The organism is Pseudomonas sp. R4-39-08 (assembly GCF_003852275.1).
Lineage (GTDB): Bacteria > Pseudomonadota > Gammaproteobacteria > Pseudomonadales > Pseudomonadaceae > Aquipseudomonas.
This window is the reverse complement of the sequence record NZ_CP027733.1, coordinates 2935083-2957637: the sequence shown is the minus strand read 5'-3', so window position 1 is coordinate 2957637 and position 22555 is coordinate 2935083. Positions and strand designations below refer to the sequence as shown.

The 22555-nt window shown below is 62.7% G+C and carries 16 protein-coding genes; 3 read left to right on the top strand and 13 right to left on the bottom strand.

Features of this window, described 5'->3' with window-relative positions; all coding sequences use genetic code 11:
- Nucleotides 1-25 precede the first annotated feature (25 nt).
- The 3 genes from C4J88_RS27735 to C4J88_RS13450 all read right to left on the bottom strand — a co-directional run bounded on the left by C4J88_RS27735 (nt 26) and on the right by C4J88_RS13450 (nt 1018).
- The gene (locus C4J88_RS27735; protein ID WP_256658857.1) at nt 26-160 is read right to left on the bottom strand and encodes a hypothetical protein; all 135 of its coding nucleotides are present in this window, start codon (nt 158-160) and stop codon (nt 26-28) included.
- A gap of 11 nt (nt 161-171) precedes the next feature.
- Nucleotides 172-387 carry a hypothetical protein gene (locus tag C4J88_RS13455; protein WP_124407199.1) on the bottom strand — a complete coding sequence of 72 codons (216 nt, stop codon included), beginning with the start codon at nt 385-387 and terminating at the stop codon, nt 172-174.
- Between the two features lie 85 nt (nt 388-472).
- Complete coding sequence (locus C4J88_RS13450) at nt 473-1018, bottom strand: hypothetical protein (protein WP_124367040.1); 546 nt, start codon at nt 1016-1018, stop codon at nt 473-475.
- Nucleotides 1019-1368: 350 nt separating this feature from the next.
- On the opposite strand from C4J88_RS13450, the gene C4J88_RS13445 reads away from it, so the two are divergent.
- Both C4J88_RS13445 and C4J88_RS13440 read left to right on the top strand, forming a co-directional pair.
- Nucleotides 1369-2778, top strand: a complete 1410-nt coding sequence (locus C4J88_RS13445) for a circularly permuted type 2 ATP-grasp protein (RefSeq protein WP_124407198.1) — start codon at nt 1369-1371, stop codon at nt 2776-2778.
- A 2-nt stretch (nt 2779-2780) separates the two neighbouring features.
- On the top strand, nt 2781-3731 hold the full coding sequence (locus C4J88_RS13440; protein WP_124362847.1) for an alpha-E domain-containing protein: 951 nt from the start codon (nt 2781-2783) through the stop codon (nt 3729-3731).
- 125 nt (nt 3732-3856) lie between these two features.
- Here C4J88_RS13440 and C4J88_RS13435 read toward each other — a convergent pair whose 3' ends face one another.
- Both C4J88_RS13435 and C4J88_RS13430 read right to left on the bottom strand, forming a co-directional pair.
- Nucleotides 3857-6115 carry an ATP-dependent DNA helicase gene (locus C4J88_RS13435; protein ID WP_124407197.1) on the bottom strand — a complete coding sequence of 753 codons (2259 nt, stop codon included), beginning with the start codon at nt 6113-6115 and terminating at the stop codon, nt 3857-3859.
- Complete coding sequence (locus C4J88_RS13430; RefSeq protein ID WP_124407196.1) at nt 6112-7758, bottom strand: VRR-NUC domain-containing protein; 1647 nt, start codon at nt 7756-7758, stop codon at nt 6112-6114. The genes C4J88_RS13435 and C4J88_RS13430 overlap by 4 nt, the downstream gene beginning before the upstream one ends.
- A gap of 187 nt (nt 7759-7945) precedes the next feature.
- Here C4J88_RS13430 and C4J88_RS13425 point away from each other — a divergent pair, with 187 nt between their 5' ends.
- Nucleotides 7946-8170 carry a YgdI/YgdR family lipoprotein gene (locus C4J88_RS13425; protein WP_124370696.1) on the top strand — a complete coding sequence of 75 codons (225 nt, stop codon included), beginning with the start codon at nt 7946-7948 and terminating at the stop codon, nt 8168-8170.
- A gap of 148 nt (nt 8171-8318) precedes the next feature.
- Here the strand turns inward: C4J88_RS13425 and C4J88_RS13420 are convergent, their stop codons facing one another.
- The 8 genes from C4J88_RS13420 to C4J88_RS13385 all read right to left on the bottom strand — a co-directional run bounded on the left by C4J88_RS13420 (nt 8319) and on the right by C4J88_RS13385 (nt 22526).
- Nucleotides 8319-9743, bottom strand: coding sequence for a lipase (locus C4J88_RS13420; protein ID WP_124407195.1), 1425 nt, complete (start codon nt 9741-9743; stop codon nt 8319-8321).
- Between the two features lie 192 nt (nt 9744-9935).
- A complete protein-coding gene (locus tag C4J88_RS13415; RefSeq protein ID WP_124407194.1) occupies nt 9936-13043 on the bottom strand; it encodes an autotransporter serine protease in 3108 nt (1035 codons plus the stop codon).
- 159 nt (nt 13044-13202) lie between these two features.
- Nucleotides 13203-16160, bottom strand: coding sequence for an autotransporter serine protease (locus C4J88_RS13410; RefSeq protein WP_124407193.1), 2958 nt, complete (start codon nt 16158-16160; stop codon nt 13203-13205).
- A gap of 32 nt (nt 16161-16192) precedes the next feature.
- Nucleotides 16193-17533 carry a TolC family outer membrane protein gene (locus C4J88_RS13405; RefSeq protein WP_124407192.1) on the bottom strand — a complete coding sequence of 447 codons (1341 nt, stop codon included), beginning with the start codon at nt 17531-17533 and terminating at the stop codon, nt 16193-16195.
- A gap of 2 nt (nt 17534-17535) precedes the next feature.
- Complete coding sequence (locus C4J88_RS13400) at nt 17536-18837, bottom strand: HlyD family type I secretion periplasmic adaptor subunit (RefSeq protein ID WP_124407191.1); 1302 nt, start codon at nt 18835-18837, stop codon at nt 17536-17538.
- A complete protein-coding gene (locus C4J88_RS13395) occupies nt 18834-20585 on the bottom strand; it encodes a type I secretion system permease/ATPase (RefSeq protein WP_124407190.1) in 1752 nt (583 codons plus the stop codon). Before C4J88_RS13395 ends, C4J88_RS13400 begins: the two co-directional genes overlap by 4 nt.
- A gap of 103 nt (nt 20586-20688) precedes the next feature.
- A complete protein-coding gene (locus C4J88_RS13390) occupies nt 20689-21045 on the bottom strand; it encodes a protease inhibitor Inh/omp19 family protein (protein ID WP_124367029.1) in 357 nt (118 codons plus the stop codon).
- Between the two features lie 47 nt (nt 21046-21092).
- A complete protein-coding gene (locus C4J88_RS13385; RefSeq protein ID WP_124362836.1) occupies nt 21093-22526 on the bottom strand; it encodes a serralysin family metalloprotease in 1434 nt (477 codons plus the stop codon).
- Between the last annotated feature and the right edge of the window lie 29 nt (nt 22527-22555).

Here is a 22555-nt window from a genome sequence, read left to right as displayed (position 1 = left end):
TTCAACCTCTACCCGTCCGGACGGATCAGTCCTGCTCCTCGGTGTTGCCGACGTCCGCCGCTTCATCCAGGTCGTTGAGCGGCACTTCGGCATCGTCCATCAACGAGCCTGGGTCTTCATTTCCAGGATCGTTGAGTTCTTCGTCCAGTTCTTTTGACATGACCATCTCCTCTAACCGCCTTGGGTATCGATATCGGCATCGGTTTCAGGCTTGGGCTCGAGCGGCTCAGGCTTGAAGTCTGGACTGTAGTCGTTTTCCTTGGCCTCTGGGTCGCTTGTCGGCTTTGGGTCTTTGGGGGCATCGGCGCCAGTGCTGGGGGCCGGCTCGCCGCCGTCGATCACTGGGTCGTTGCGGTTACTGGTTTGGGGATCGTTGTTTGTCGTCATAACACACCTCTTTGCAGGCCTGTGGGGAATCTGTACGCCGTAATGCTAAGGCGCTGCGTTACCGAATGAAGTTCAGTCCGATTGCTCAGTGCAGTGGGTTGTCGACCTGGATGTAAAAGGCGTAGATGCCCAATACCAGCCAGAACCCCATGAATAACCAAGGCGCGCGCATGGAAAACAGCAGCGATTTGCGATAGCCCTTGTGGGTCGACTCCATTTCGGAAAACAACGGCGAGTCATCGTAGGCCATGCCCATCACCGGTTCACTGCGCAGCAGCTCGCTTTGCTTGTAGTGCCAGTGATCGATGATCTCGTAGGCGGCGCGTATGCCCGGCCAGGCGTTGAGTGAGCTGAGGATCCCCAGCGCGGCGAGAATGGCCGGCACCAGCAGGGTGAACAGCTTGCCCCACTCCGGGTTGAGATTGCCCATCCCGGATACGAAGGCAATGACCAGGAATGACTGGGCGGTGAGGTAGGCGTCGGTGCGGTTGGCCAGGATGCTGGTTTCGTACTGGATCTCGCGACGATAGAAGTCGAGACGGTCCTTGGGCGAACCGAAGATCTTGGCGTTGTGCTCGCTGTGGTCGGTCAGCGCCGCTTCCGGGGAGTTGGGCGAAATGATTCTGGGCACGACGGGGGCTCCACAAGGTTTCAAGGCTTATTAGAAGAAGCGCGTCTGGGGGAAGTTCAAGTTTGTCGCGCACCAAATTGAGGCGCCGTGGTGAGGGCCGCCTCGCAGCCAGCGGCAGCAAACGCCCACGCCACGGGAGAATCACCGTGCCTCAGCGGTTCCGGCACACGCCTTGCTTAAACCATTCATCTGCCCACATTCAGGAGCATTCGTTACCCCCCGACCCAGAGCCGACCCCATAAGAAAGTAAGGACCAGGCCCGTTGGCACCCTCGACCACGGGCTCATAAAAAATGCGTTTAAAAGCGGCAGTGCCCCCCGCGCTCCCCTCGGCACTGACAAGGTACTGGAATGGCTCGATCTTTCTTTGACGAAATGAATGACGCGCAAGGCGTTTGCCGCGCGCACTACCAGGATTTCTCCCGCTGGCTGGCCAACACGCCGCCGGAACTGCTGGCCCAGCGACGCCGCGAAGCCGATTTGCTATTCCACCGCGCCGGGATCACCTTCACCCTCTATGGCGACGAACAGGACACCGAGCGCCTGATCCCCTTCGATATCATCCCGCGCAGCATCCCCGCCAGCGAATGGAGCGTGATCGAGCGCGGCTGCATCCAGCGGGTCAACGCGCTGAACATGTTCCTCGCCGACATCTACCACGACCAGCGCATCATCAAGGCCGGAATCATCCCGGCCGACCAGGTGCTGGGCAACGAGGGCTATCAACAGGCAATGGTCGGCCTCGACCTGCACCGGGGCATCTATTCGCATATTTCCGGGGTGGACCTGGTGCGCGACGGCGACGGCACCTACTACGTACTCGAAGACAACCTGCGCACTCCCAGCGGCGTGAGCTACATGCTCGAAGACCGCAAGATGATGATGCGCCTGTTCCCGGAAGTGTTCGCCAAGCAGCGCATTGCGCCGGTGGACCACTACCCCAACCTGCTGCTCAAGACCCTGAAAAGTTCGAGCCGCCTGGACAACCCCAACGTGGTGGTGCTGACGCCGGGCCGCTTCAACAGCGCGTTTTTCGAACACGCCTTCCTCGCCCGGGAGATGGGCGTGGAGCTGGTGGAAGGCGCCGACCTGTTCGTCCACGACCTCAAGGTGTTCATGCGCACCACCGACGGCCCCAAGGCGGTGGACGTGATTTACCGGCGCATTGACGACGCGTTCCTCGACCCCGAGGCGTTCAATCCCGACTCGATGCTCGGCGTGCCCGGCCTGGTCGCGGTGTATTGCGCCGGCAACGTGGTGCTGGCCAACGCCATCGGCACCGGCGTGGCGGATGACAAGTCGATCTACCCCTATGTCCCGGCCATGATCCGCTTCTACCTGGATGAAGAGCCGGTGCTGCAAAACGTGCCGACCTTCCAGTGCCGCAAGCCGGAGGAACTGTCCCATGTGCTGGCCAACCTTGAGCACCTGGTGGTCAAGGAAACCCAGGGCTCCGGCGGCTATGGCATGCTGGTCGGCCCGGCGTCCAGCGCCGCCGAGATCGAGGACTTCCGCCAGCGCATCAAGGCCCGGCCCCACGCCTACATCGCCCAGCCAACCCTGAGCCTGTCGACCTGCCCGACCTTTGTCGAAAACGGCATCGCGCCACGGCATATCGACCTGCGCCCCTTTGTGCTGTCGGGCAAGGAAACGCGCCTGGTGCCCGGTGGCCTGACGCGCGTGGCGTTGCGTGAAGGCTCGCTGATCGTCAACTCGTCGCAAGGCGGCGGAACCAAGGACACCTGGGTGGTGGAGGGCTGAGTATGTTGAGTAGAACCGCCGCAGACTTGTACTGGATGTCCCGCTACCTGGAACGCGCCGAGAACCTGGCGCGCATGCTGGAAGTCAGCTATTCGCTGTCGTTGATGCCCCAGGCCGGGCGCAGCGATGGGCTGGACGAACTGGCGATGTCACTGCTCAGCAGCGGCACCCTGGACAGTTACCTGGAGCGCCATACGCAACTGGACGCCGAACGCATGCTGCATTTCTTCGCCCTGGATGAAGAAAACCCGGCGAGCATCTACAACTGCCTGCGCGCCGCCCGGAGCAACGCCCATGCGGTGCGCGGACGCATCACCGCCGACATGTGGGAAAACCTCAACGCCACCTGGCTGGAAATGCGCAGCATCGCCGCCGGCGGCCTGGCGCGACACGGCATCAGCCACTTCTGTGACTGGGTCAAGCAACGCTCGCACCTGTTTCGCGGCGCCACTTCCGGCACCATCATGCGCAATGACGCCTATCGATTCATTCGCCTGGGCACCTTTGTCGAGCGCGCGGATAACACCCTGCGCCTGCTGGATGCGCGTTATGAGATGTTTGGTGAAGAGTCCGAGGAAGTCAGCGACCTGTCGGCACGCGGTTATTACCAGTGGAGCGCCCTGCTGCGCGCGTTATCGTCGTTCGAAGCGTATACCGAGTTGTACCCGAACGCCTTGAATGCACGCTCGGTGTCGGAGTTGCTGCTGCTGCGCAGTGATGTGCCGCGCTCGCTGCATGCGTGCATCGAGGAACTGAGCCATATCCTCGCCGACCTGCCCGGCAGCTACGGGCGCACGGCGCAGCGCCTGGCGGCGGAGTTCGAGGCGCGGCTCAGGTACACGGGCATCGATGAAATCCTGGAAGACGGGCTGCACACACGGCTGACGGACTTTATCGACAGCGTGCGCGAGTTGGCGCGATCAATACAAAGCTCCTATCTGGAAGTGGTCTAAGCCCCAACACCGTGCAAATGTGGGAGGGGGCTTGCCCCCGATGACGGTGTATCAGCCAGCTTATGTGTAGCTGACCCACCGCTATCGGGAGCAAGCCCCCTCCCACATGGACCGCAGTCCACCTGTCAAATATCAATCGACCACCACCTGGGCAACAACTGCCGCACCCGCGCTTCGCCAAAACGGTCGTCGATCAACATCACCACCCCGCGGTCGTGCTGGCTGCGGATCACCCTCCCCGCCGCCTGCACGACTTTCTGGATACCGGGGTACAAATAGGTGTAGTCATACCCTGCGCCGAAGATCGCGCCCATGCGAGTCTTCATCTGTTCATTCACCGGGTTGAGCTGCGGCAAGCCCAAGGTGGCGATAAACGCCCCGATCAGGCGCGCACCGGGCAAATCGATGCCTTCGCCAAACGCGCCGCCCAGCACCGCAAAGCCGATGCCCTGGCTGTGCTGGGTGAACTGGTCCAGGAAAGCCTGGCGCTGCGCCTCGGCCATGCCCCGCGACTGCAACCACAGCGCGATCTGCGGATGACGCTCGGCCATCAGCTGCGCCACTTGTTGCAGGTAATCGAAGCTTGAGAAAAACGCCAGGTAGTTGCCGGGTTGCTCGGCAAATTGCTGGGCGATCAAGGCCACGATGGGTTCCAGCGACGCTTGGCGATGCACAAAGCGCGTGGAAATACGCTCGACGATGCTCACCCGCAATTGCTCGGCCTGGAACGGCGATTCGACGTCGACCCAGGCGGTGTCCGCCGGCAGCCCGAGCAGGTCGGCGTAATAGTGGCGTGGGCTCAGGGTCGCGGAAAACAGCACGCTGCTGCGCGCGGCGGTCAACCGGGGCCGGATGAATTCGGCCGGCACCACGTTGCGCAGGCACAGGGTCGAACTGCTGCGCTTGCCGCTGAATGTGCGTTTGCTGATATCGAAGATGAAGTGCTCATTGAACAGCTCGGCCACCTTGGCAAATTGCAGCGCTTCGAAGTAGAAGGCTTGCAGGTCGCCATTGAGCGCTTCGGGATGCTCGTTGAAGTAATCGCCCATGGCGCTGGCGCACAGGCTCAAGGCCTGGAGCAGCTTGTCGGGTTTGGCCGCGTAGGCCTGATACGGCGCGAGCTGGTCCTTGTGCAAGGCGTTCCACTCACGGTTCAGGCGCTGCAAGGGCTTTTTCAGCACCTCGGGCGCACTCTCGCGCAGGGTCTTGAGGCTGTACTGATCGAGGCTGGCGCTGTACATCGAACGCGCGCGCTCGACCAGGTTATGGGCTTCGTCCACCAGCACTGCGACGCGCCATTGGTTGAGCTGGGCCAAGCCAAAGAGCATCGCGCCAAAATCGAAATAGTAGTTGTAGTCGGCGACCACGACGTCGGTCCAGCGCGCCATTTCCTGGCTCAGGTAATACGGGCACACGTCGTGGGCCAGCGCCACCTCGCGCAGATTACGTTGATCAAGCAGTCGAATCCCGGACGCCGCCTTGCGCGCGGCGGGCAAACGGTCGTAAAAGCCCTTGGCCAGCGGGCACGAATCGCCGTGGCAGGCTTTATCCGGGTGCTCGCACGCCTTGTCCCGCGCCACCAGTTCCAGCACGCGCAAAGGCAAGTCGGGGCTGCTGTCGTACAGCACTTGGGCGGCATCCAGCGCCAGCTTGCGACCGGGGGTTTTGGCGGTGAGAAAAAACACCGTGTCCAGTTGCTGTGGTGCCAGGGCCTTGAGCATCGGAAACAGCGTGCCGACGGTCTTGCCGATGCCGGTAGGCGCCTGGGCCATCAGGCAGCGGCCGGTACTCACCGCCTTGTACACCGATTCGGCCAGCGCGCGTTGGCCGCTGCGAAACTCGGCATGGGGAAACGCCAGGCTCTGCGCGGCGCGGTTGCGCGCTTCACGGTGCTGCATCTGCTGGTGGGCCCAGCGCAGAAACAGCGCGCATTGCTGGTTGAAGAAGTCTTCGAGGTCGGGCGCGGCAAAGCGTTGCTTGAGCAGGGTTTCGCCCTCGCCGACGATATCGAAGTACACCAGCGCCAGTTCGATGTCATCGAGGCCGAGCTTCTGGCACATCAACCAGCCGTAGACCTTGACCTGGGCCCAATGCAGTTGCCGATGGTTGGCCGGCTGGGCCTGAAGGTCACCGCGATAGGTTTTTACTTCTTCGAGGCGATTGCTGTCCGGGTCATAGCCGTCCGCCCTGCCGCGTACCTTGAGTTGCTGATACTCACCTTCGAGCGCCACTTCGTTCTGATAGTGGGCACTGCGCCGCGACGCCACCGTGCGATGGCCGACGATGCCTTCCTGGGCGCTGGGCGATGGGGTAAAGCGCAAGTCCAGGTCTCCGACCTTGGCCGTGAACTCACACAACGCCCGCACCGCGACGCTATAGCTCAAGCGGACTCTGCCCAGCGCACATAACAGACCGTGACCGGCATCTGGTACTCACCGCAGAATTCCAGCCAGCGCAGCTGGTTGTCCTGCAGGCGGTCGCCAGGGCCCTTGACCTCGATCATGCGGTAGGTTTTTTGCGCCGGCCAGAACTGGATCAAGTCGGGCATCCCGGTGCGGTTGGCGCGGATGTCCAGCAGTAGCCGCTCGAACCAGTAGCGCAAATGTTCGGCAGGCAGGCACGTCAGGGCTTGTTCCAGCAGCTCTTCGCTGAGCAGGTTCCAGAACACAAAGGGCGATTGAATTCCCCATTTGTCCACGTAGCGTTGGCGGATAGTGGTTTTGTAGCGCTCGTCGCGCAGTTGCTCGAAGCACGCGCTGAACAAAGCGGCGCGGCGTTGCTGGAAGTCTTCGCTGTGCAGGTCGGCCGGCCCGCGCTGGAACGGGTGGAAAAACGCGCCCGGCAGCGGCGCGAAGATCACGTCCCAGCACAGCAGGCCGAACAGCGAATTGATCAGGCCATTTTCCACATAATGCACCGGCGCGTCCGGCTCGCTCAGATGGGCCTGCACGCAATATTCCACCGACATCAGCGGCTCAGGGAATGCCAAGGCGAGGTCCAGCCGCGTGAGGGCCCGCGGCTTGGCCTTCGCCACCTTCGGCTCACCCAGCTTGCGCCGCAGGCGCGGCACTACGCGCAGCAGGTGTTGCTGCTCGGCGGCGCTTTCCGGCGCCTGTTGCGCGGCGACGGCCAACGCCAGGGCGGGCGCATAAGCCTCCTGGCGCTCCAATACGCGGATCAATCGTGCGCGCGCGCCGGGATAGCTGCAGTCGCGATAGATCTGCTCGGCCAAGTCCAGTTCAGCGCTGCGTTCACAGCATTGGCCGATCTGGAACAGCAACTTGGCGCGGCGTTTTTCCAGCCAGGGGTTGTCGGTGTGCAAGCTGGCGATGTGGGCCAACACCGTTTCCAGCGCCTCACCCGCCTCAAACGCTTGCTGGCACTGGTGCAGGAACACACAGCCCTCCACGTCGGCGCGGCTGCGCAATCCACGGGACTCGGCACAGAACGGCACCTTCTCGTAGGTGTAGATGCCCAGGTCCGCCAGCACGAACTCCGACCAGTCCTGATAGAGATTGCCGAAAAACATCAGGCGCAGGCGGTCGCACAGCTCCATTACCGTAAGGCTGTAGAGCACGTCCTGCAGCTCGGGGCACCAACGGGCAAAGCTGCGGCGTTCATTGAACCGCGCAGCCAATGGCGCCAGCCAGTCGGATTTTCTGGCGTTGGGCTGGTCGATCCAGGGCTTGAAGGCCATGAGCAGTTCGCCTTTTTGCAGCAAGCCGAACAGTTCATCAAAACCCAACAGGCATTGATCATCGACCCAACCGCTCGCCAGCAGTGGCTGCATGGCCGCATGGGGGCAGCCGATTTCCAGGTAATTGAGCTTTGCTCCACGAAAATGCACACCCTTGCGCATGACCATGCGTACCAATAACGCCTGGGACGCTTGCGGCAACCTGTCGAATTGCTGAATGAACTGCAATTCGTCCGGGTCGAGCAAGTCGGCGTAGCGCTGCTGCAACCCGATCAGCACTTGGCGGAAGTTGTGCAGGTAATACAAGGGGTCTTCAAGGGGGTGGGCCATGGCGCAGAGCAATCAACTACTGGTTATGCATACAGAGTGCCGCTGCAAACGCATTGTTGCAATCGGTAATAGATAAATGGCGCCTGCAACTTTTTGCAAAAAAGCGATCAGATGTGAGAGCTGATCGCGTAACATTTATGCCCCGCAGCCAGACGCTGCGGGGCTTTTCAAGGTAAAGGTAAGGGTAATGAACATGAAGAATTTGGGTCTGCCGCTGGTTGCACTCACTTTTCTGGTATTGGCCGGTTGCTCCACGCAAACCGTGGTGACGTTGCAAAACGGCACACAGTATTTGACCAAGGACACACCCAACGCCAAAACCGCTGACGGCTTCTATGAGTTCACCGATATCGCCGGCAAGCGCATCCGCATCAAGGCCGCTGACGTGGCGACTGTTCGCGAGGAAAAATAATCCTGGCGTCAACGCCGATCAAATGTGGGAGGGGCGGTGCGACGATTCGACTTGCTCCCGATGGCGGTCTGTCAGCCAGCTTATGTGTAGCTGACCCACCGCTATCGGGAGCAAGCCCCCTCCCACAGTTTTAACTGCATTCCAATAGTTAGCCGATCACAATCCCCTCCCCCGACAAACTGCTCACACCCACCAATGTCACCGAGTCGGCGCCGAAGCTGATCACCGTATCGCCGCCCACCACTTTGGCGTGGTCACGATAATCCGTGCTGCCCCCTACCCCGTCGAACACCAGCTTATCCGTCGCCTGATAGCCGATCACCCGGTCATTGCCAAACTGCCCGCTGAACAGAAAGGTGTTATGCCCGCTGCTGTCGCGAATCGTGTCGTTACCTTTGCCACCCTCGATAAAGTCTGCGCCCTTGCCGCCCTGGATCAGGTCGTTGCCGTGGCTGCCGATAATGAAGGTATTGCCCTGGTGCGCTTCGGCGTTACGGTTGAGGTCTTGCACCCAGGTGGTGGCCCGCGCCGGGTCGGACAGGTTGGCAACGATCACCGTGGCGTCGCGGGTCATCTGCTCGTAGAAGCCGGAGTCGAGGATGCGCGTCATGCCGTCGCCATAGCCGGTGGGCAAGTGCGACACCCAGGTCGGCAGGTTGAGGATGGAAAACGGCAGCGCGTTCCATAGCGTCGACGCGTAGTGGTCGTTGAAGCTGACGATATTATCGGTACTGGACTCGTGGGGCTTGTCGTGCACGCCAAACGACGACAGGTTGGAGGAGTAGCCATCCAGCGCCCGGAACACCGGGTCATTTTCGTAGCCCACGTTCAGCACTTTGTCACCGGCACTCTGGGTCGGCGAGGCATAGGCGACGTAGTTGGAATCCTTGTAGAAGCCCGACCACTTGCCGTCGCTCAAGTCGGCCATGCTGTTGACCGCAAGCCCTCCCAGGCTGTGGCCGCTGACCACCACGTCGTGGCCGCTCAGGCCGTGGGCACCGGCATACTCGGCGACGTTCTTGAGCAGGCCGCCGAAGGCTTCGCCGGCGTAGTTTTTTGCATAGTCCTTGGGGCCTAGAGCGGCGAGCAGGTCGCTGACCAGGTCGCCGATGGAATCGGTGATCAAGTTTTCACGCGGCCCGGACGTGCCGCGAAAACCGATACCGATCTCCAGCAACGTGCCCGCGTCATCGTACTTGCCCAGCACCTCGACCTGGGCCGTGGTGTAGCCGGGCTTTTCGCCGAAAAAGGTACCCCGGGCATCGACCTTGCCGGTGTAGCCGAGGGTGCTGGCGCTGATGGGCGTCCAGCCGGCCTGTTGCACCGCCTCTAGCGCGGCTTTTTCTGAATCGGGGTTCCAGGGCACGCCGGGAATCACCCCCTGGGAATCGGTGCTGCCCAGCAAAGCCCCGACCAGCGTGGCCGGCAGGCCCAAGCCCAGGCCATTGTGCTGATAGCCCACGGCGAAGCCGTTATCCAGGTTGTGGTAGGAATACAACGTGATCGCCATCGCATCGGCGAACAACGCTTTGGAGCCCTCGGCCCCGAGGTTTTTATAGTCAAAAATACCCATGGCACTGCCTCTCTGTTGTTGGATTTGTAGAGAAAGCCAAAAAACCTGTTATCCGTTACCGACTGTAGGAGCGAGGCGGGCGGCTAGCCCTTGCTCGCGAAGATCGTCAACGATGACGCGCTCTACCTGAAGAAACGCGGCACCTTTTAGTTTTTCGCGAGCAAGCTCGCTCCTACAGTGGTTTTTAAAGCCTTAGAACGCCCAGTCCAGGCTCAAACCAACGCCGTGCACCTTCTCCTTGCTGGCCAGCAAACCGTTGTAATCGAAGTTCACCCGCGCATCCTTGCTCAACGCCAGGCTCACCCGCGCACCAACCAGTGCGGCATCACGCACCATCGGCGCGCTTTCCACCGCGAACGAAGGGCCACCCGAGGCAAACGCCAAGTGCTGTTCGGAGTCGGTGCTGCTCAGGTTGTGCTGCCAGCCCAGGGTGCCGGACACTTCCAGTTGCTGGTGATCGTTGACGTTGAAGGTTTTCAGGGCGCGCACACCCAGGGTGCTCAGCACCAGGTCGCGGCTGTCGTCGCCGCTTTTCAGCGCGGCGGCATCGCCCTTCTCGGTGAAGCCATCGGTGTCCAGGTGCACGTAGGCCAGGTTGGCGAACGGCTCCAGGGCCAGTGGTTGCAGGTTGACGCGATACGCCGCTTCGGTGAACAGCTGGGTGCTGTGGGCATCGACCTTGGCTTTTTGCTTGCCGCTGACGTCACCGTATTGCAGGTCGCGCTTCACATCGGCGCGGTGCCAGCTGTAGGTGGCGCCGCCGCTCAGGCGCCAGGCGCCGATTTCGTGCCCGGCATACGCGCCGAAGTGGTAGCTGTCGACCGACGCACGGCTATGGGTATCGCTGCCCATGTTCAGCGAGGTATCGCTGTAGCCCGCCACCAGCCCGATGCGTGTCGCGTCGTCGAGGGCACCGTCGACACCGGCGAGCATGCCGCCGATGGACGTGGTGTAGCCCGCTGTGTCGTTGCGGCTGTCGGTCTTGCCCCATGCACCCAGCGCCTTGACCCACACGTTGCCACGGCTGTCGATGGCCTGGCTGGTCGCGCCCATTTCACCGTTGCGCAGGCGCTCGCCGACCGCTTCGCGTACGTAGCGGCTGTCATTGACCAACGCCGTTTCCAACGCCGGATAGACTTCGCCACTCAGTTGCTGGAACGCGCCTTGCGCCGAAGCCGCGGTCGGTGCCAGCAGCAGGCTTTCATACACCCCATTGCCCGCGCCCAATTGCTCGGCGGCGGCGGCCACGGCGCGTTGGTTCGGCGTAGAGGCCACACTGGCGAAGCTGTTGGTGCGTGCCACGTCCAGCTGCACACCATTGGCCGCGTAGTTCAAGGTGCCGCCAATGAACAGGTAGTCAGGCAGTACCGCACCGAAGTTGCCAGTGACGCCACCTGCGGCTTGCAGGATGCTGTATTGGCGGCCGATCAGGCTTTGCGCCTGGGTCGCGCTCAACAGGGTCGGGCTGTTTTCCAGGGCCAGGGTCACGGTGCCGCCGTTCAGCGTGGCGGTGCCGCCGGCAACGATACGGTCGCTGCTGGTGGGCGACAATTCCACCGCGTAAGTCGAGCCCGGCTCGAAGGTGACATTGCCCGCCACGTTCAGCGTGCCGATGGAGTTGCCCGGCGCCACGGTGCCGCCGCTGTTTGCGCTCAGCGAACCGATACGCCCCGAGCCACCGACGATGCCGCTCTGGCTGACGGTCACGTCGGAGGTAACCGAGCCGTTGATCGCCAGCAAGCCTTGGTTGACCAGGGTCGGGCCGCTGTAGGTGTTGGCGCCAGTCAGCACCAGAGTGCCAATGCCCTGCTTGGTCAGGCCGCCATGCCCGGCGATGTCGTTGCTCCACACATCCAGCCCGCAATGCACGTCGCTGCACACGCGCTGGGTCGGTTTGCCGGCATCCACCACCGCGCCGATACCCGGCAAGTCCGCGACGAACTGGCCACTGCCATAGGCGCCGTCGATGCGAAACTCAGCCGGAATGTCCTCGGCGGTAATGAACATCCCCGGGCCATTGACTGCCTTGCCCAGGTTGATCATGCCCCAGCCGTACAGCGAGTCGATGCCCGGCGCGCCGAGGTCGGTGGCGGTGGTCTTGAGCAGCGTGGAGATCTGGTCGCCACTCATGTAGGGGAAGCGCTCCATCAGCACCGCCGCACTGCCGGCCACGTGGGGCGCGGCCATGGAGGTGCCGTTGAAGTTGGCGTAGTCGGTGGTCAGGTTGTCCAGGTTGGTGCCGTTGATGATCGAACTGAAAATCTTGGTGCCCGGTGCCGACACACAGAAGCTCGCCGCATAGCCGCAACGCGAAGAGAAGGTGCTGATCACGTACGGGTTGGCACTGCTGGTGTCCGGGTTCTGCTGCAGGGCCGCTACCGACAGCCAGTTCGGTGCAATCTCGGGTACGAAGTACGCCAGGCCCGAAATCGCATCCGGGTTGTTGCGGTTGTAGTCGTTACCAGCGGCAAAGATGGTCAGCACACCGCTGCGCGCGGCGTCGATCGCACCTTGATAGGCACCACCGGCAATCGTGCCGAGAATCGGCCGAATGGTGTTGAATTGCGCCTGGGCTTCATTGACCGTGAAGTTCGGAAAGGCGGGATCGCGGCCGCCCTTGGCGTACTGATCACCGATGCCAATGCCCCAACTGTTGTTGATGATCCGCGCGCCACTGGCCACCAGTGCATCCCAACCGGCTTTGTACACCGCACCATCGTTGCCCAGGATGATCCCGTCTTCCGGGCCTGGGTCACCGTTTTCGGCGCTGATGATCTGCGCGTTGAACGCCACGCCGTGCATCGGCCCGCCGTCGCGGTTACCGGCGGCAATGCCGCCGACATGGGTGCCGTGGTTGCCCAGCTTGCCGTTTGAGCCCAGGGACGGCGTGCCGTCATAGCGAAACGCATCACCGGCCTTCACCGGGATATACGGGTCGGTGTATTGGCGGATGCCCTCGGTGACGATCGTCACCACTTTGTTGGGGCTGGCGAATTCCGGGTGCTGGGCGTATACCGGCTGGTCGAAGATGCCCAGCTTGACGCCCTTGCCGGTGTAGCCCGCCGCATACGCGGTGTCGGCATGTACCGCGCCCAGGCCCCAATCGGCCTTGAACTCATTGCTGCGCCAACTGGCGGCGTCGCCCAGCTTGCCGGTTTCCACATAGGGTGCGGCCTGGGCGGTCCCCAGGCTTGCCAGGCAACACAACAACGCGCCGTATGGCACGCTGCTCAAGGCCTTGAGCGGATAGCCCGGACCTGTGGGGATGGCGGTAGTTAACCCTGACTTGCGTTTTTTCACGGTGACCTTCCTTAGTTTTCTTGTTGCCAGTATGTGAACCACTTCCAAGGTGGGAGGGGGCTTGCACCCGATGGCGATGTATCAGTCGGCACAACGGGCGTCTGACACGCCGCCATCGGGAGCAAGCCCCCTCCCACAGTTGAACTGCGGTGCCCTTCCCTAGAACTGCCAGTTCAGGCTCAGCCCCACGCCCTGGGTTTTCTCGCGTCCACCCAATTGGCCGTTGTAATCCAGGTTGACCCGCGTCGACGGGCTCAGCGCCAGGCTCGCCTGCACGCCCACCAGGGCCGCATCGCGCAGCAACGGCGCGCTGCGCACGGCGAATGAAGGGCCACCTGCGACAAACGCCAGGTGTTCTTCGGATTCGACGGCGGTGAGGCTGTGTTGCCAGCCCAGGGAGCCCGACAGCTCAAGCTGCTGGTGGTCGTTCAACGCCAGGCTTTTCAACGCCCGCAGCCCCAGGGTGCCGAGCACGGCATCACGTCGATCACTGCCACGTTCCAGGGCCGCTGCGGCGCCTTTTTCGTGGAACGACTCACTGTCCAGGTGCACGTAGGCCAGGTTGGCAAACGGCTCCAGTGCCAGTGGTTGCAGGTGAATGCGGTAGGCGGCTTCGGTGAACAACTGCGCGGTGCGCGCATCCAGCTTGGTTTTCTGCTTGCCGCTGACCTCGCCGTATTGCAGGTCACGTTTCACATCGCCGCGATGCCAGCTGTAGGCACCGCCGACGCTCACCCGCCAGGCGCCCAGTTCGCGCCCGGCATAGGCGCCGAAGTGGTAGCTGTCGATGGACGCCGATGAGTGCGTGCCGCTGCCCAGGCTCAAGGAGCTGTCGCTGTAGCCGGCGACCACGCCGATGCGGGTCTGTTCGTCGAGTGCGCCGTCGACCCCGGCCAGCAAGCCGCCGATGGAGGTGGTGGCGCCTGCCGTTTCACTGCGAGTGTCCGACTTGCCCCAGGCGCCCAGGGCCTTGAGCCACAGGTTGCTTTCACCGGCCACCGGCACATGCCGCAGACGCTCGCCTACCGCGTCGCGCAGTTGGCGGCTGTCGTTGATCAACATCGCGTCCACGGCCGGGTAGATTTCACCGGACAGTTGCTGCAAGCCCTGCTGCGCCGTGGCAACCGAGTCCGACTGCAGCAGGCTTTCATACACCGGGTTGCCGGCGCCCAATTGCTCGGCGGCCGTGGCGACGGCGCGCTGGTTTCGGGTGGCGCCGACACTGGCAAAGCTGGCGTCATTGCGCCCGACCGCCAGTTGCACGCCGTTGGCGGCATAGTCGAGGGTGCCGCCGAGGAACAGGTAGTTCGGCAGCACTTGGCCGAACTGGCCCTGGATACCGCCGGCCGCTTCAAGGATCGAGTATTGGCGACCGATCAGGCTCTGGGCCTGGCTCTGGCTCAATAGCGTCGGGCTGTTTTCCAGGGCCAGGGTCACTGTACCGCCGCCGAGCACGGCCTTGCCGCCGGCGACAATGCGGTCGCTGCTGGTCGGGGTCAGTTCGACCGCGTAGGTAGAGCCTGCGCCCAGGTTCACATCCCCCGCCACCTGCAACGCGCCCACTGAATTGCCCGGCGCGACACGCCCGCCGTTGTTGACCGACAGCGCACCGATACGCCCGGAGCCGCCGAGGGTACCGCTGTCATTGACCGTCACCGCCGAGGTCAACGAGCCGTTCACGGCCAGCAGGCCGCCGTTGACGGTGGTCGCGCCGCGATAGGTGCTGTCGCCGCTGAGCACCAGGCTACCCGCGCCGGATTTGATCAGGCTGCCTTCGTACACACGGTTCGCTGCGGCTTGATCGCGCGCGCCGCCCACGGCGTAGTCGGTCTGGTCCTGCTGGCTGGCCGTGGCACCCACGCCGTTTTGCCAACCCTTATCGAGCAGGGTCTGCTGCCAGGCACTGTGCTCGGCGCGGTCTTCTGCCTGACGCTGGAGCAATGCCTGGTCAGAAATACCATTGCTCCACACATCGCCCTGCCCGGCTGCCAAGTTCACGTCCATCGCACCGAGCAACTGCCCCGGCCCGTGCATCGCCCGGCCCAGGTCCGGCACGCCCCAGCCGACGATGGCGTTGGGCGCCTGGGTGATCGAGCCGTCGAGCTGGGTGGCGGTGGTCAACAGCACCTGCAACGCCTGCTCGTTGGTCATGTAGGGATAGCGTTCCATCACCAGCGCCAACGCGCCGGTGGCATGGGGCGCCGACATCGAGGTGCCAGATTTCACGCCATAACCGCCGTCCGGGATGGTGCTGTTGATCAGCGCGCCGGGGGTGGAAATACACCAGTATTTGGCGATGCCGCACTTGTTGTACTTCTGGTTGTTGGCCCTATCCAGCCCCGACACCGCCAGCCAGTGGCCTTCCAGTTCCGGCTGAAAGTACGGCAACGCCGAGCGCACGCTGGCGTTCGCGTAACCGCTGTTGCCGGCGCTGAACACGTTGATCACGCCGGCCTTGGCCACGTCCGCCGCCGCGTCCAGCCAGGTGCCGCGGTTGTAGTGCTGGGCGTAGGCCGCGTGCAGGTCGTCCAGGGTCTGGTAGCTGACGTCCTTGGGCTGGCTGCCCCAGCTGTTGTTGATGGCGCGCACGCCGGAATCCACCAGGGCGGTGTACACCGTCTTGAAATACTTGGGGTCCGGGGTGGGGCCAAACAGGAAGCTGTCGTTGGCGTTGGTGTTGCCGACATACACCTGCGCGTTATACGCCACGCCGTGCATGCCCACGCCGTCGCGGGCCGCGCCCATGGTGCCGGTGACGTGGGTGCCGTGGGAGTCGTTGTTCGGGTTGAGCGCGCCGGTAGTGCTGAAGGCGCTGCCGTCGACGTAGGTGCCGCTGGCGGTGACCGGGTGGAAACGGTCTTTGGCCGCTTCGGGGTGATTGGTATCGAAACCCGAGTCCAGCGCACCGATTTTCACGCCATTGCCGCTGATCCCGGCGGCATAGGCTTCATCCGCCTTCATGCGCCCAAGGCCCCAGTCGCTCTGATATTCGGCGGAACGCCAGCTGGCGGGATCACCCGGCTGGCCAGTCTCGGCATATTGCGCCTGTGCCGCAACGGACAACAGCAGCAATGAGCCTGCGGTGAAGGGTTTGAAACGTGGTGAATCCGTGATCATCCGTACACTCCTGTTTATTGTTATTCACGCGCCTACAGTTTTCTCTCCGGGCCGAAGGCTTCATCCACCTTGGCCAGGTCGGTGTCACGCAAGTTGCCCGCGTAGTAGTGCAATTTGGTCCAGGCCATCAGGTAGTCGTACCGCGCCTGGGCGAGGTCGCGGCGGGTGCTGTAGAGCTGCTGCTCGGCATTCAATGCATCGAGGTTGACCCGCTCGCCGCCGAGGATGCTGTGCTTGGTCGACACCACCAGCGCCTCGGCGGACGCCAGCGCTTTTTGATAGGCGCGCAGCTTGCTCACCCCGGACAGGCACGCGCTGAACTGGCGGCGCAGTTCGATCAGGGTTTCGCGGGTCTTGCCTTCCAGCTCGTACTCGGCCTGTTCCATGGCGCGGCTGGCCTGACGCGTGGACGCCGAGATGCCACCACCGGCATACAGCGGCACGCTGACTTCGACGCCGATGGTGTTGGTGTCGTAGCGCTGGTTGTAAGTGTTGCCGCTGTCGGACTCCTGCTTGCGCGAACTGGCGTACGCGGTGACCTTGGGCAAATGCCCGGCGCGGTTGCGTTCGACTTCATAGCGCGCCACTTCCAGGGCCTGGCGCTGGGAGGCGAGCGTCGGGTTGTTGCTGATCGCCAGCTCATGCCAGGTGTCATAGTTGGCTGGGGTCAGGGTGAAGGCGGCAAAGCCCTGGTTCAGCGGTGCCAGGTCGTTGATGTTGACGCTTTGCACGCCTATCAGCGCGCCCAGCTCGCGCAGGGACGCATCCTGCTCATCCAGGGCCTGGATCTCTTCGGCGGTGGCCAGCTCATAGCGTGATTCGGCTTCGAGAATATCGGTGCGGGTGCCCTCGCCTTGCTGGAACAGGTGCTGGTTCTGTTGGAACTGTTGCTCGAAGGCTTTTTTCTTGGCGCGGGCGATGTCGATCTGGTCCTGGGCGAACAGCGCCTGGGTGTAGTAGCTCAACACCCGCACCAGCAGCGCCTGGCTTTTGTCGCGGAAGCTTTCATCGGCAAACAGCGCCTGGGCCACGCCCTTGCGGTAGTTGGCATAGGCTTCGTAGTCGAACAGCGGCTGTTGCAGGCTGAAGGTGGAGCCGTAGCTGTTGTAGTTGCGGTCGTCGCGGTAGCTGCCACCACGCCCATCGGGCAGGTGCGCCTCGGAGTTGTTGCGGCCCTTGTTGTAGTTGTACGACAGCCTGGGCAACAAGCCCGCGCGGCCGATGGTGCGGTTTTCCAGGCCGGCGTCGCGCTCCTTGATCGCGCCGAGGAACACCGGGTCATTGCGCAGGGCTTGCTCGTACACATCGAACGGGCCCATGGCGGCGTGCGCGCTGGCGCAGCTGAACAGCAAGGCGATGAACACAGGTTTCATGCTCATTCCTCGGTCAACGCGGAGCCGGCGCGGTCGAGCAGCGGCTTGAACAGGTAATTGAGCAACGAGCGCTCGCCGGTGCGCACGAACATCTCGGCGGGCATCCCCGGCTTGATCACCAGGCCGTGGAGTTTTTCCAGCGCCGCCTCGCTGACCGTGGTGCGCAGCACGTAATAGGGGGCGCCGGTCTTTTCATCGAGCATCTGGTCGGCGGAAATCAGGCTCACCTCCCCCGGCACCCGTGGGGTGCGGCTCTGGTTGAAGGCGGTGAAGAGGATGTCCACCGGCAGGTGCGTGCCGACCTTGTCCACCAGGTGCACCGGCAAGTGCCCTTCCACTTCCAGGCGCGTGCCCTGGGGCACGATCTCCAGCAGGGTTTCACCGGCCCGCACCACGGCGCCTTCGGTGTGTACGCCGAGGTTGACCGCGATGCCGTCGGCCGGCGCGTTGATTTCGCTGTGCTGAAGGTCGAACCCGGCGGAGGTCAGTTGCTGCTCCAGGGTCAGGCTGCGCAGTTGCGCATCGGCCAGTTGGCTGCGCACTTCCTTCTGATATTCCTCGCTGTGCTGCTGCAATTTGAGGCGCGACTCGACAATGCCCTGCTCGACGCGACCGGTCTCGCCGGCGTTTTGCGCCAGGTCCTGCTGCACCTGGGACAACTGGCGCTGGTAATCCATCAGGCGGTTGCGCGGGATGTAGCCATTGTCGGCCAGGGGTTGCAGGTTGCTCAGTTGCTCACGCAGGGATTGCGCCTGGGCGCTCAGGTCGCTGCGGGCGCGGCGCATGCCGCCCAACTGCGAGGTGGCGCCGTCGATGCTTGCACGGATGCCGGCCTGCTCACGGGCAAAGGCTTCGCGCCGACTGCTGAACAGTTGGCGTTGGCCTTCGAGCACCAGCGCCAGGGCCGGGTCGGGGTTGGCGCTCAGTTCGGCCGGAAAGCGCACGCCCGGCAGGTTGTCACGTTCGCTCTGCCAGCGCGCGGCGCTGGCCCAGGCCATGCGGTACTGGGCTTGCAGCGACTGCACGTCGGCCTGGTGCTGGGTCTGGTCGAGGCGAAACAGCGGCTGGCCTTGCTTCACGGCCTCGCCTTCGCGCACCAGAATCCGGCTGACCACGCCGGGGCTGAGGGTTTGCACGGCCTTGCGCTTGCCCGACACCACCACCGTGCCTTGCACCGGGATGCCTTGATCCAGCGGCGCCAGGCTGGCCCAGAGGAAAAAACCACCGGCGCCGACCACGGTCAGCAGCCAGCCCATGCGGACGAAGAAACGTGCGTCGTGTTGTTCAACTATAAGGCTGCTCATGCGCCTGGATTCCTTCCGGCCTGATACTGGCGACTGAAGCTGACGCCGGGTTTTTCCTTCGGTGCTTCCTGCTGCCCGGACAACGCGCGCAGCACTTCCTGGCTGGGTCCGAAGGCCTGCAATTGACCTTCGTTGAGGATCAGCAACTTGTCAGCCTGGGCCAATGCGGAGGAACGGTGCGTCACCAGCACCACGCTGCTGCCCTGGGCCTTCATCTGCACAATGGCGCTGGCCAACGCCGCTTCGCCAACGGTGTCGAGATTGGAGTTGGGCTCATCCAGCACGATCAGGCGCGGGCCGCCATACAGTGCGCGGGCCAGGGCCACGCGTTGCTTCTGCCCGCCGGACAGACCACCGCCGTTGTCGCCCAGCACGGTGTCGTAGCCTTGGGGCAGGCGCAGGATCAACTCGTGCACCCCGGCCTGTTGCGCCGCCTTCACCACAAGCTGCGGGTCGGCCTGGCGAAAGCGCGCGATGTTGTCGGCGATGCTGCCGCTGAACAGTTCGATGTCCTGGGGTAAGTAGCCGATATGCGGGCCGAGGTCGTCGCGGTCCCAGCGGTGAATATCCGCGCCGTCCAGGCGCACGGTGCCGGCCAGCGTCGGCCACACGCCTACCAGCACGCGGGCCAGGGTGGATTTACCGGAGCCCGAGGCGCCGAGCACGCCCAGCACTTCACCGGCGCCGAGGTTGAAGTTGACGTGGTGCAGGGTCGCCAGGCGCCGACCGGGTGGGCCGGCGCTGACCTGCTCGAAGCTGACCTGGCCGTTGGGCGCCGGCAAGGCCATCTGCTCGGCCTGCGGCGGGAATTCGCGCAGCAGCTCGTCGAGGCGCTGGTAGGCCAGCTTGGCCGAGCTCCACTGCTTCCACACCGCGATCAACTGGTCGATGGGGCTGAGTACCCGGCCCATCAGGATGGAGCCGGCGATCATCATCCCGGCGGTCATCTCGCCCTTGATCACCAGCAGCGCACCGAGGCCCAGCACCAAGGATTGCAGGCAAAGGCGCAGGGATTTGCTCAGGGAGGTGATCACCGAACCGGTGTCGCTGGCCTTGTTCTGCAAGCCGAGGAACTGCGAATGCACCGCGAACCAGCGCTGGCGCAGCGCGCCGAGCATGCCCATGGCCTGGATGGTTTCGGCATTGTGCAAATGGCTGGTGGCCAACTGAGTCGACTGTTGGGAATAACCGCTGGCTTCGCCCAGGGGCTTTTTGGTCAGGTATTCGTTGAGGCAGGCCAGTGCAATCAACAGCACCGCGCCGGCCGTGGCCAACACGCCGAGCCACAGGTTGAACAGGAAAATCACAAACAGGTAGATGGGAAACCACGGCGCATCGAAAAATGCGAATAACGCGGGCCCGGTGATGAACTGGCGAATATGGGTCAAGTCGCCCAGGGACTGCCCGGCGTGTCCCTGGCCGCGTTGCAGGTTGCGTTCGAATGCGGCTTTGTACACGCGCAAGTTGAACCGCCGCTCCAACTGGGCGCCGATGCGGATCACGATAAAACTGCGGATAACTTCCAGCAGGCCTATAAACGCAAAGAACCCCACGACCATCAACGTCAACATCACCAGGGTGGTTTCATTCTGGGAGGACAGCACGCGGTCGTACACTTGCAGCATGTAAATCGAGGGCACCAGCATCAACAGGTTAATCAAGGCGGTGAAACAGCCAACGCTGATCAAGATGCTCTTGTATTCACCCAGCGCCTTGAACAAGGGTGCAACGGTATGGGGCTTGGCCATATCTTCTTATCTTCCATGAACCCAAAGTACGCGCACTAGTTGTCCTACCCCTGAATAGCGGGCGGCCAACTAACAAATGAAGTTATAAGCTTATAACCTGAAACTAAGGTGTACGTTGCAGCACCACGACGGCTCCAGACTTAGTGCGTGCCTGATATTCGCCTTCCTTCTGACGATTCAAGTGCGTAATGCCACTGCCTTCGGCATTCATCAGCCAGATGCCGTCCGGCGTCGGCGACCACGTCAGTGGTTTATCCCCCAGCCATTGCGCGACACACGCCACATCGCCCCCCAGGCTGTTGGGCTGTTCGAGCAGGTCCAGCGCACACACCTGGTCATCCTGGTGCAACTGCCAATGCCCCGCCAACTGTGCGGTAGTGGGTAAAACAAGACTGCTCGCCATTGCATGGGCTCCTGCCGACACGATCAATAGGGTGACCCCTTTGGAAAAACGCTGCATTGCCTGGCTCCATCCTGGAACGCGGCGCCGGAGCGCCGCGCTTTACATCACGCCACGATGTCGCTGGCAGCCGCCTGGCCAACGGTGGTGACGAGGAAATCCGCCACGCCGTGCCCGGAGAAGTCAACGGCCAACGTACCCAGGTTAGTACCTGATGCGTAGGACAGCACCGCGTCGCCGGCATGCCCGGTAAACGCGTTGACGAAGCTCACGCCCGCGCCTTTGGTGATACCGGACAGGTCGATCTTGTCCGAACCTGAGGTGAAGTCAAAGATCTTGTCCGCCGCCCCTGGTTTGGAATCGGACACGGCACCGAACACAAAGGTGTCGCTGCCGGCGCCGCCCCACAGCTGGTCCGCACCGCCGCCACCGTAGATGAGGTCGTTGCCGGCCCCGCCCTTGATGAGGTTGGCGGCCTGGTTACCAATGATCAGGTCGTTGCCCGCGCCACCGAAGGCGTTCTCGACCGTCACGCCCTTGGCGATGGAAACGTTGCCCACCAAGCCGCCGACATCGGAGAACGAGGCTGCATTGAGGTTGATCTTCTGGTTTTGCGTGAAGCCGGAGAAGTCCAGGGTGTCATTGCCACCCCCGTCCCATACCGAGAACACCAGCTTGTCGGCATTGGACGTGGCGCTGAGGAAATCACGCCCGGTGTTGGAGTTGAAACCGTAGGTGGTGTCACCGGCGCGGGTATTGAGGTTGGCACCGTAGAGCTTCTGGATCGCGGCGATATCGTCGATCAGCGGACCGGAAGCGTAAGCCTCCACTCCGCCTTTGCTGAAGTTCTGGTTGGTGTTGCTCTCGCTCCAGTAACTCATGACGCTATAGCCACGCGTGTCCTGTCCATAGGTCGCGTCGTTATAGGTCGGGTTGCCATTCCCGGCGTTGTAGTCGCCAGGGTGAGCCAGGCCCAGGGTGTGGCCGATTTCGTGGGTCAGGGTCTGCCGGCCATAGTTGTTCAGGTCCGGGGTCTTGTTCGGCGTGTAGCTGTTGTTGGTCAGGTACCACGAGGTGCCGTCGTAGCCTGCACCGGTGCCGGGCAGGTAGGCGAAAGCCGCCGCGCCATCCTGGCCGCCGCTGTAGTTGCCGAAGGTCATGTGTGCGTCGCCACCGGAAGCCTTTTCGGTAAAGGTCACGTTGGCAACATCCGACCAGGATTGCATGGCCAGTGCGGCCTGTGCTTTCTGCTGGGCGTTGAATTGGCTGAAGCCCGAGATGCCATGTTTGTTCATGGTGCTCGAGGATGCCGAGGTGAGGAAGGTGTAGGTCAGATCGATCTTGCCGTTGCCATCAAAGTCCCGGTAGGCGGCGCCATCCCGCAGCAGCTGGGTCGCTGCCTGGTCCACGCTGTAGGACGGTTTGCCATTGACCGTCAGGTTGCCGCCACGGTCATACAAATGGCTGAAGCTATCGATTTGCGAGTAAGCAGTGCTGGCTTGCGCGGCAGATACAATAGCCTTGTCTTTTACTTTTGACATAAACGTACTTCCTTGTTTGCAAGTGCATC

What these genes read in the sequence shown, in the direction of transcription:
- C4J88_RS13390 (WP_124367029.1), bottom strand. Translation starts at nt 21,045, where the DNA reads ATGCAGCGTTTTTCCAAAGGGGTCACCCTATTGATCGTGTCGGCAGGA.
- C4J88_RS13410 (WP_124407193.1), bottom strand. Translation starts at nt 16,160, where the DNA reads ATGATCACGGATTCACCACGTTTCAAACCCTTCACCGCAGGCTCATTG.
- C4J88_RS13455 (WP_124407199.1), bottom strand. Translation starts at nt 387, where the DNA reads ATGACGACAAACAACGATCCCCAAACCAGTAACCGCAACGACCCAGTG.
- C4J88_RS13440 (WP_124362847.1), top strand. Translation starts at nt 2,781, where the DNA reads ATGTTGAGTAGAACCGCCGCAGACTTGTACTGGATGTCCCGCTACCTG.
- C4J88_RS13395 (WP_124407190.1), bottom strand. Translation starts at nt 20,585, where the DNA reads ATGGCCAAGCCCCATACCGTTGCACCCTTGTTCAAGGCGCTGGGTGAA.
- C4J88_RS27735 (WP_256658857.1), bottom strand. Translation starts at nt 160, where the DNA reads ATGTCAAAAGAACTGGACGAAGAACTCAACGATCCTGGAAATGAAGAC.
- C4J88_RS13385 (WP_124362836.1), bottom strand. Translation starts at nt 22,526, where the DNA reads ATGTCAAAAGTAAAAGACAAGGCTATTGTATCTGCCGCGCAAGCCAGC.
- C4J88_RS13425 (WP_124370696.1), top strand. Translation starts at nt 7,946, where the DNA reads ATGAACATGAAGAATTTGGGTCTGCCGCTGGTTGCACTCACTTTTCTG.
- C4J88_RS13400 (WP_124407191.1), bottom strand. Translation starts at nt 18,837, where the DNA reads ATGAGCAGCCTTATAGTTGAACAACACGACGCACGTTTCTTCGTCCGC.
- C4J88_RS13445 (WP_124407198.1), top strand. Translation starts at nt 1,369, where the DNA reads ATGGCTCGATCTTTCTTTGACGAAATGAATGACGCGCAAGGCGTTTGC.
- C4J88_RS13430 (WP_124407196.1), bottom strand. Translation starts at nt 7,758, where the DNA reads ATGGCCCACCCCCTTGAAGACCCCTTGTATTACCTGCACAACTTCCGC.
- C4J88_RS13420 (WP_124407195.1), bottom strand. Translation starts at nt 9,743, where the DNA reads ATGGGTATTTTTGACTATAAAAACCTCGGGGCCGAGGGCTCCAAAGCG.
- C4J88_RS13405 (WP_124407192.1), bottom strand. Translation starts at nt 17,533, where the DNA reads ATGAAACCTGTGTTCATCGCCTTGCTGTTCAGCTGCGCCAGCGCGCAC.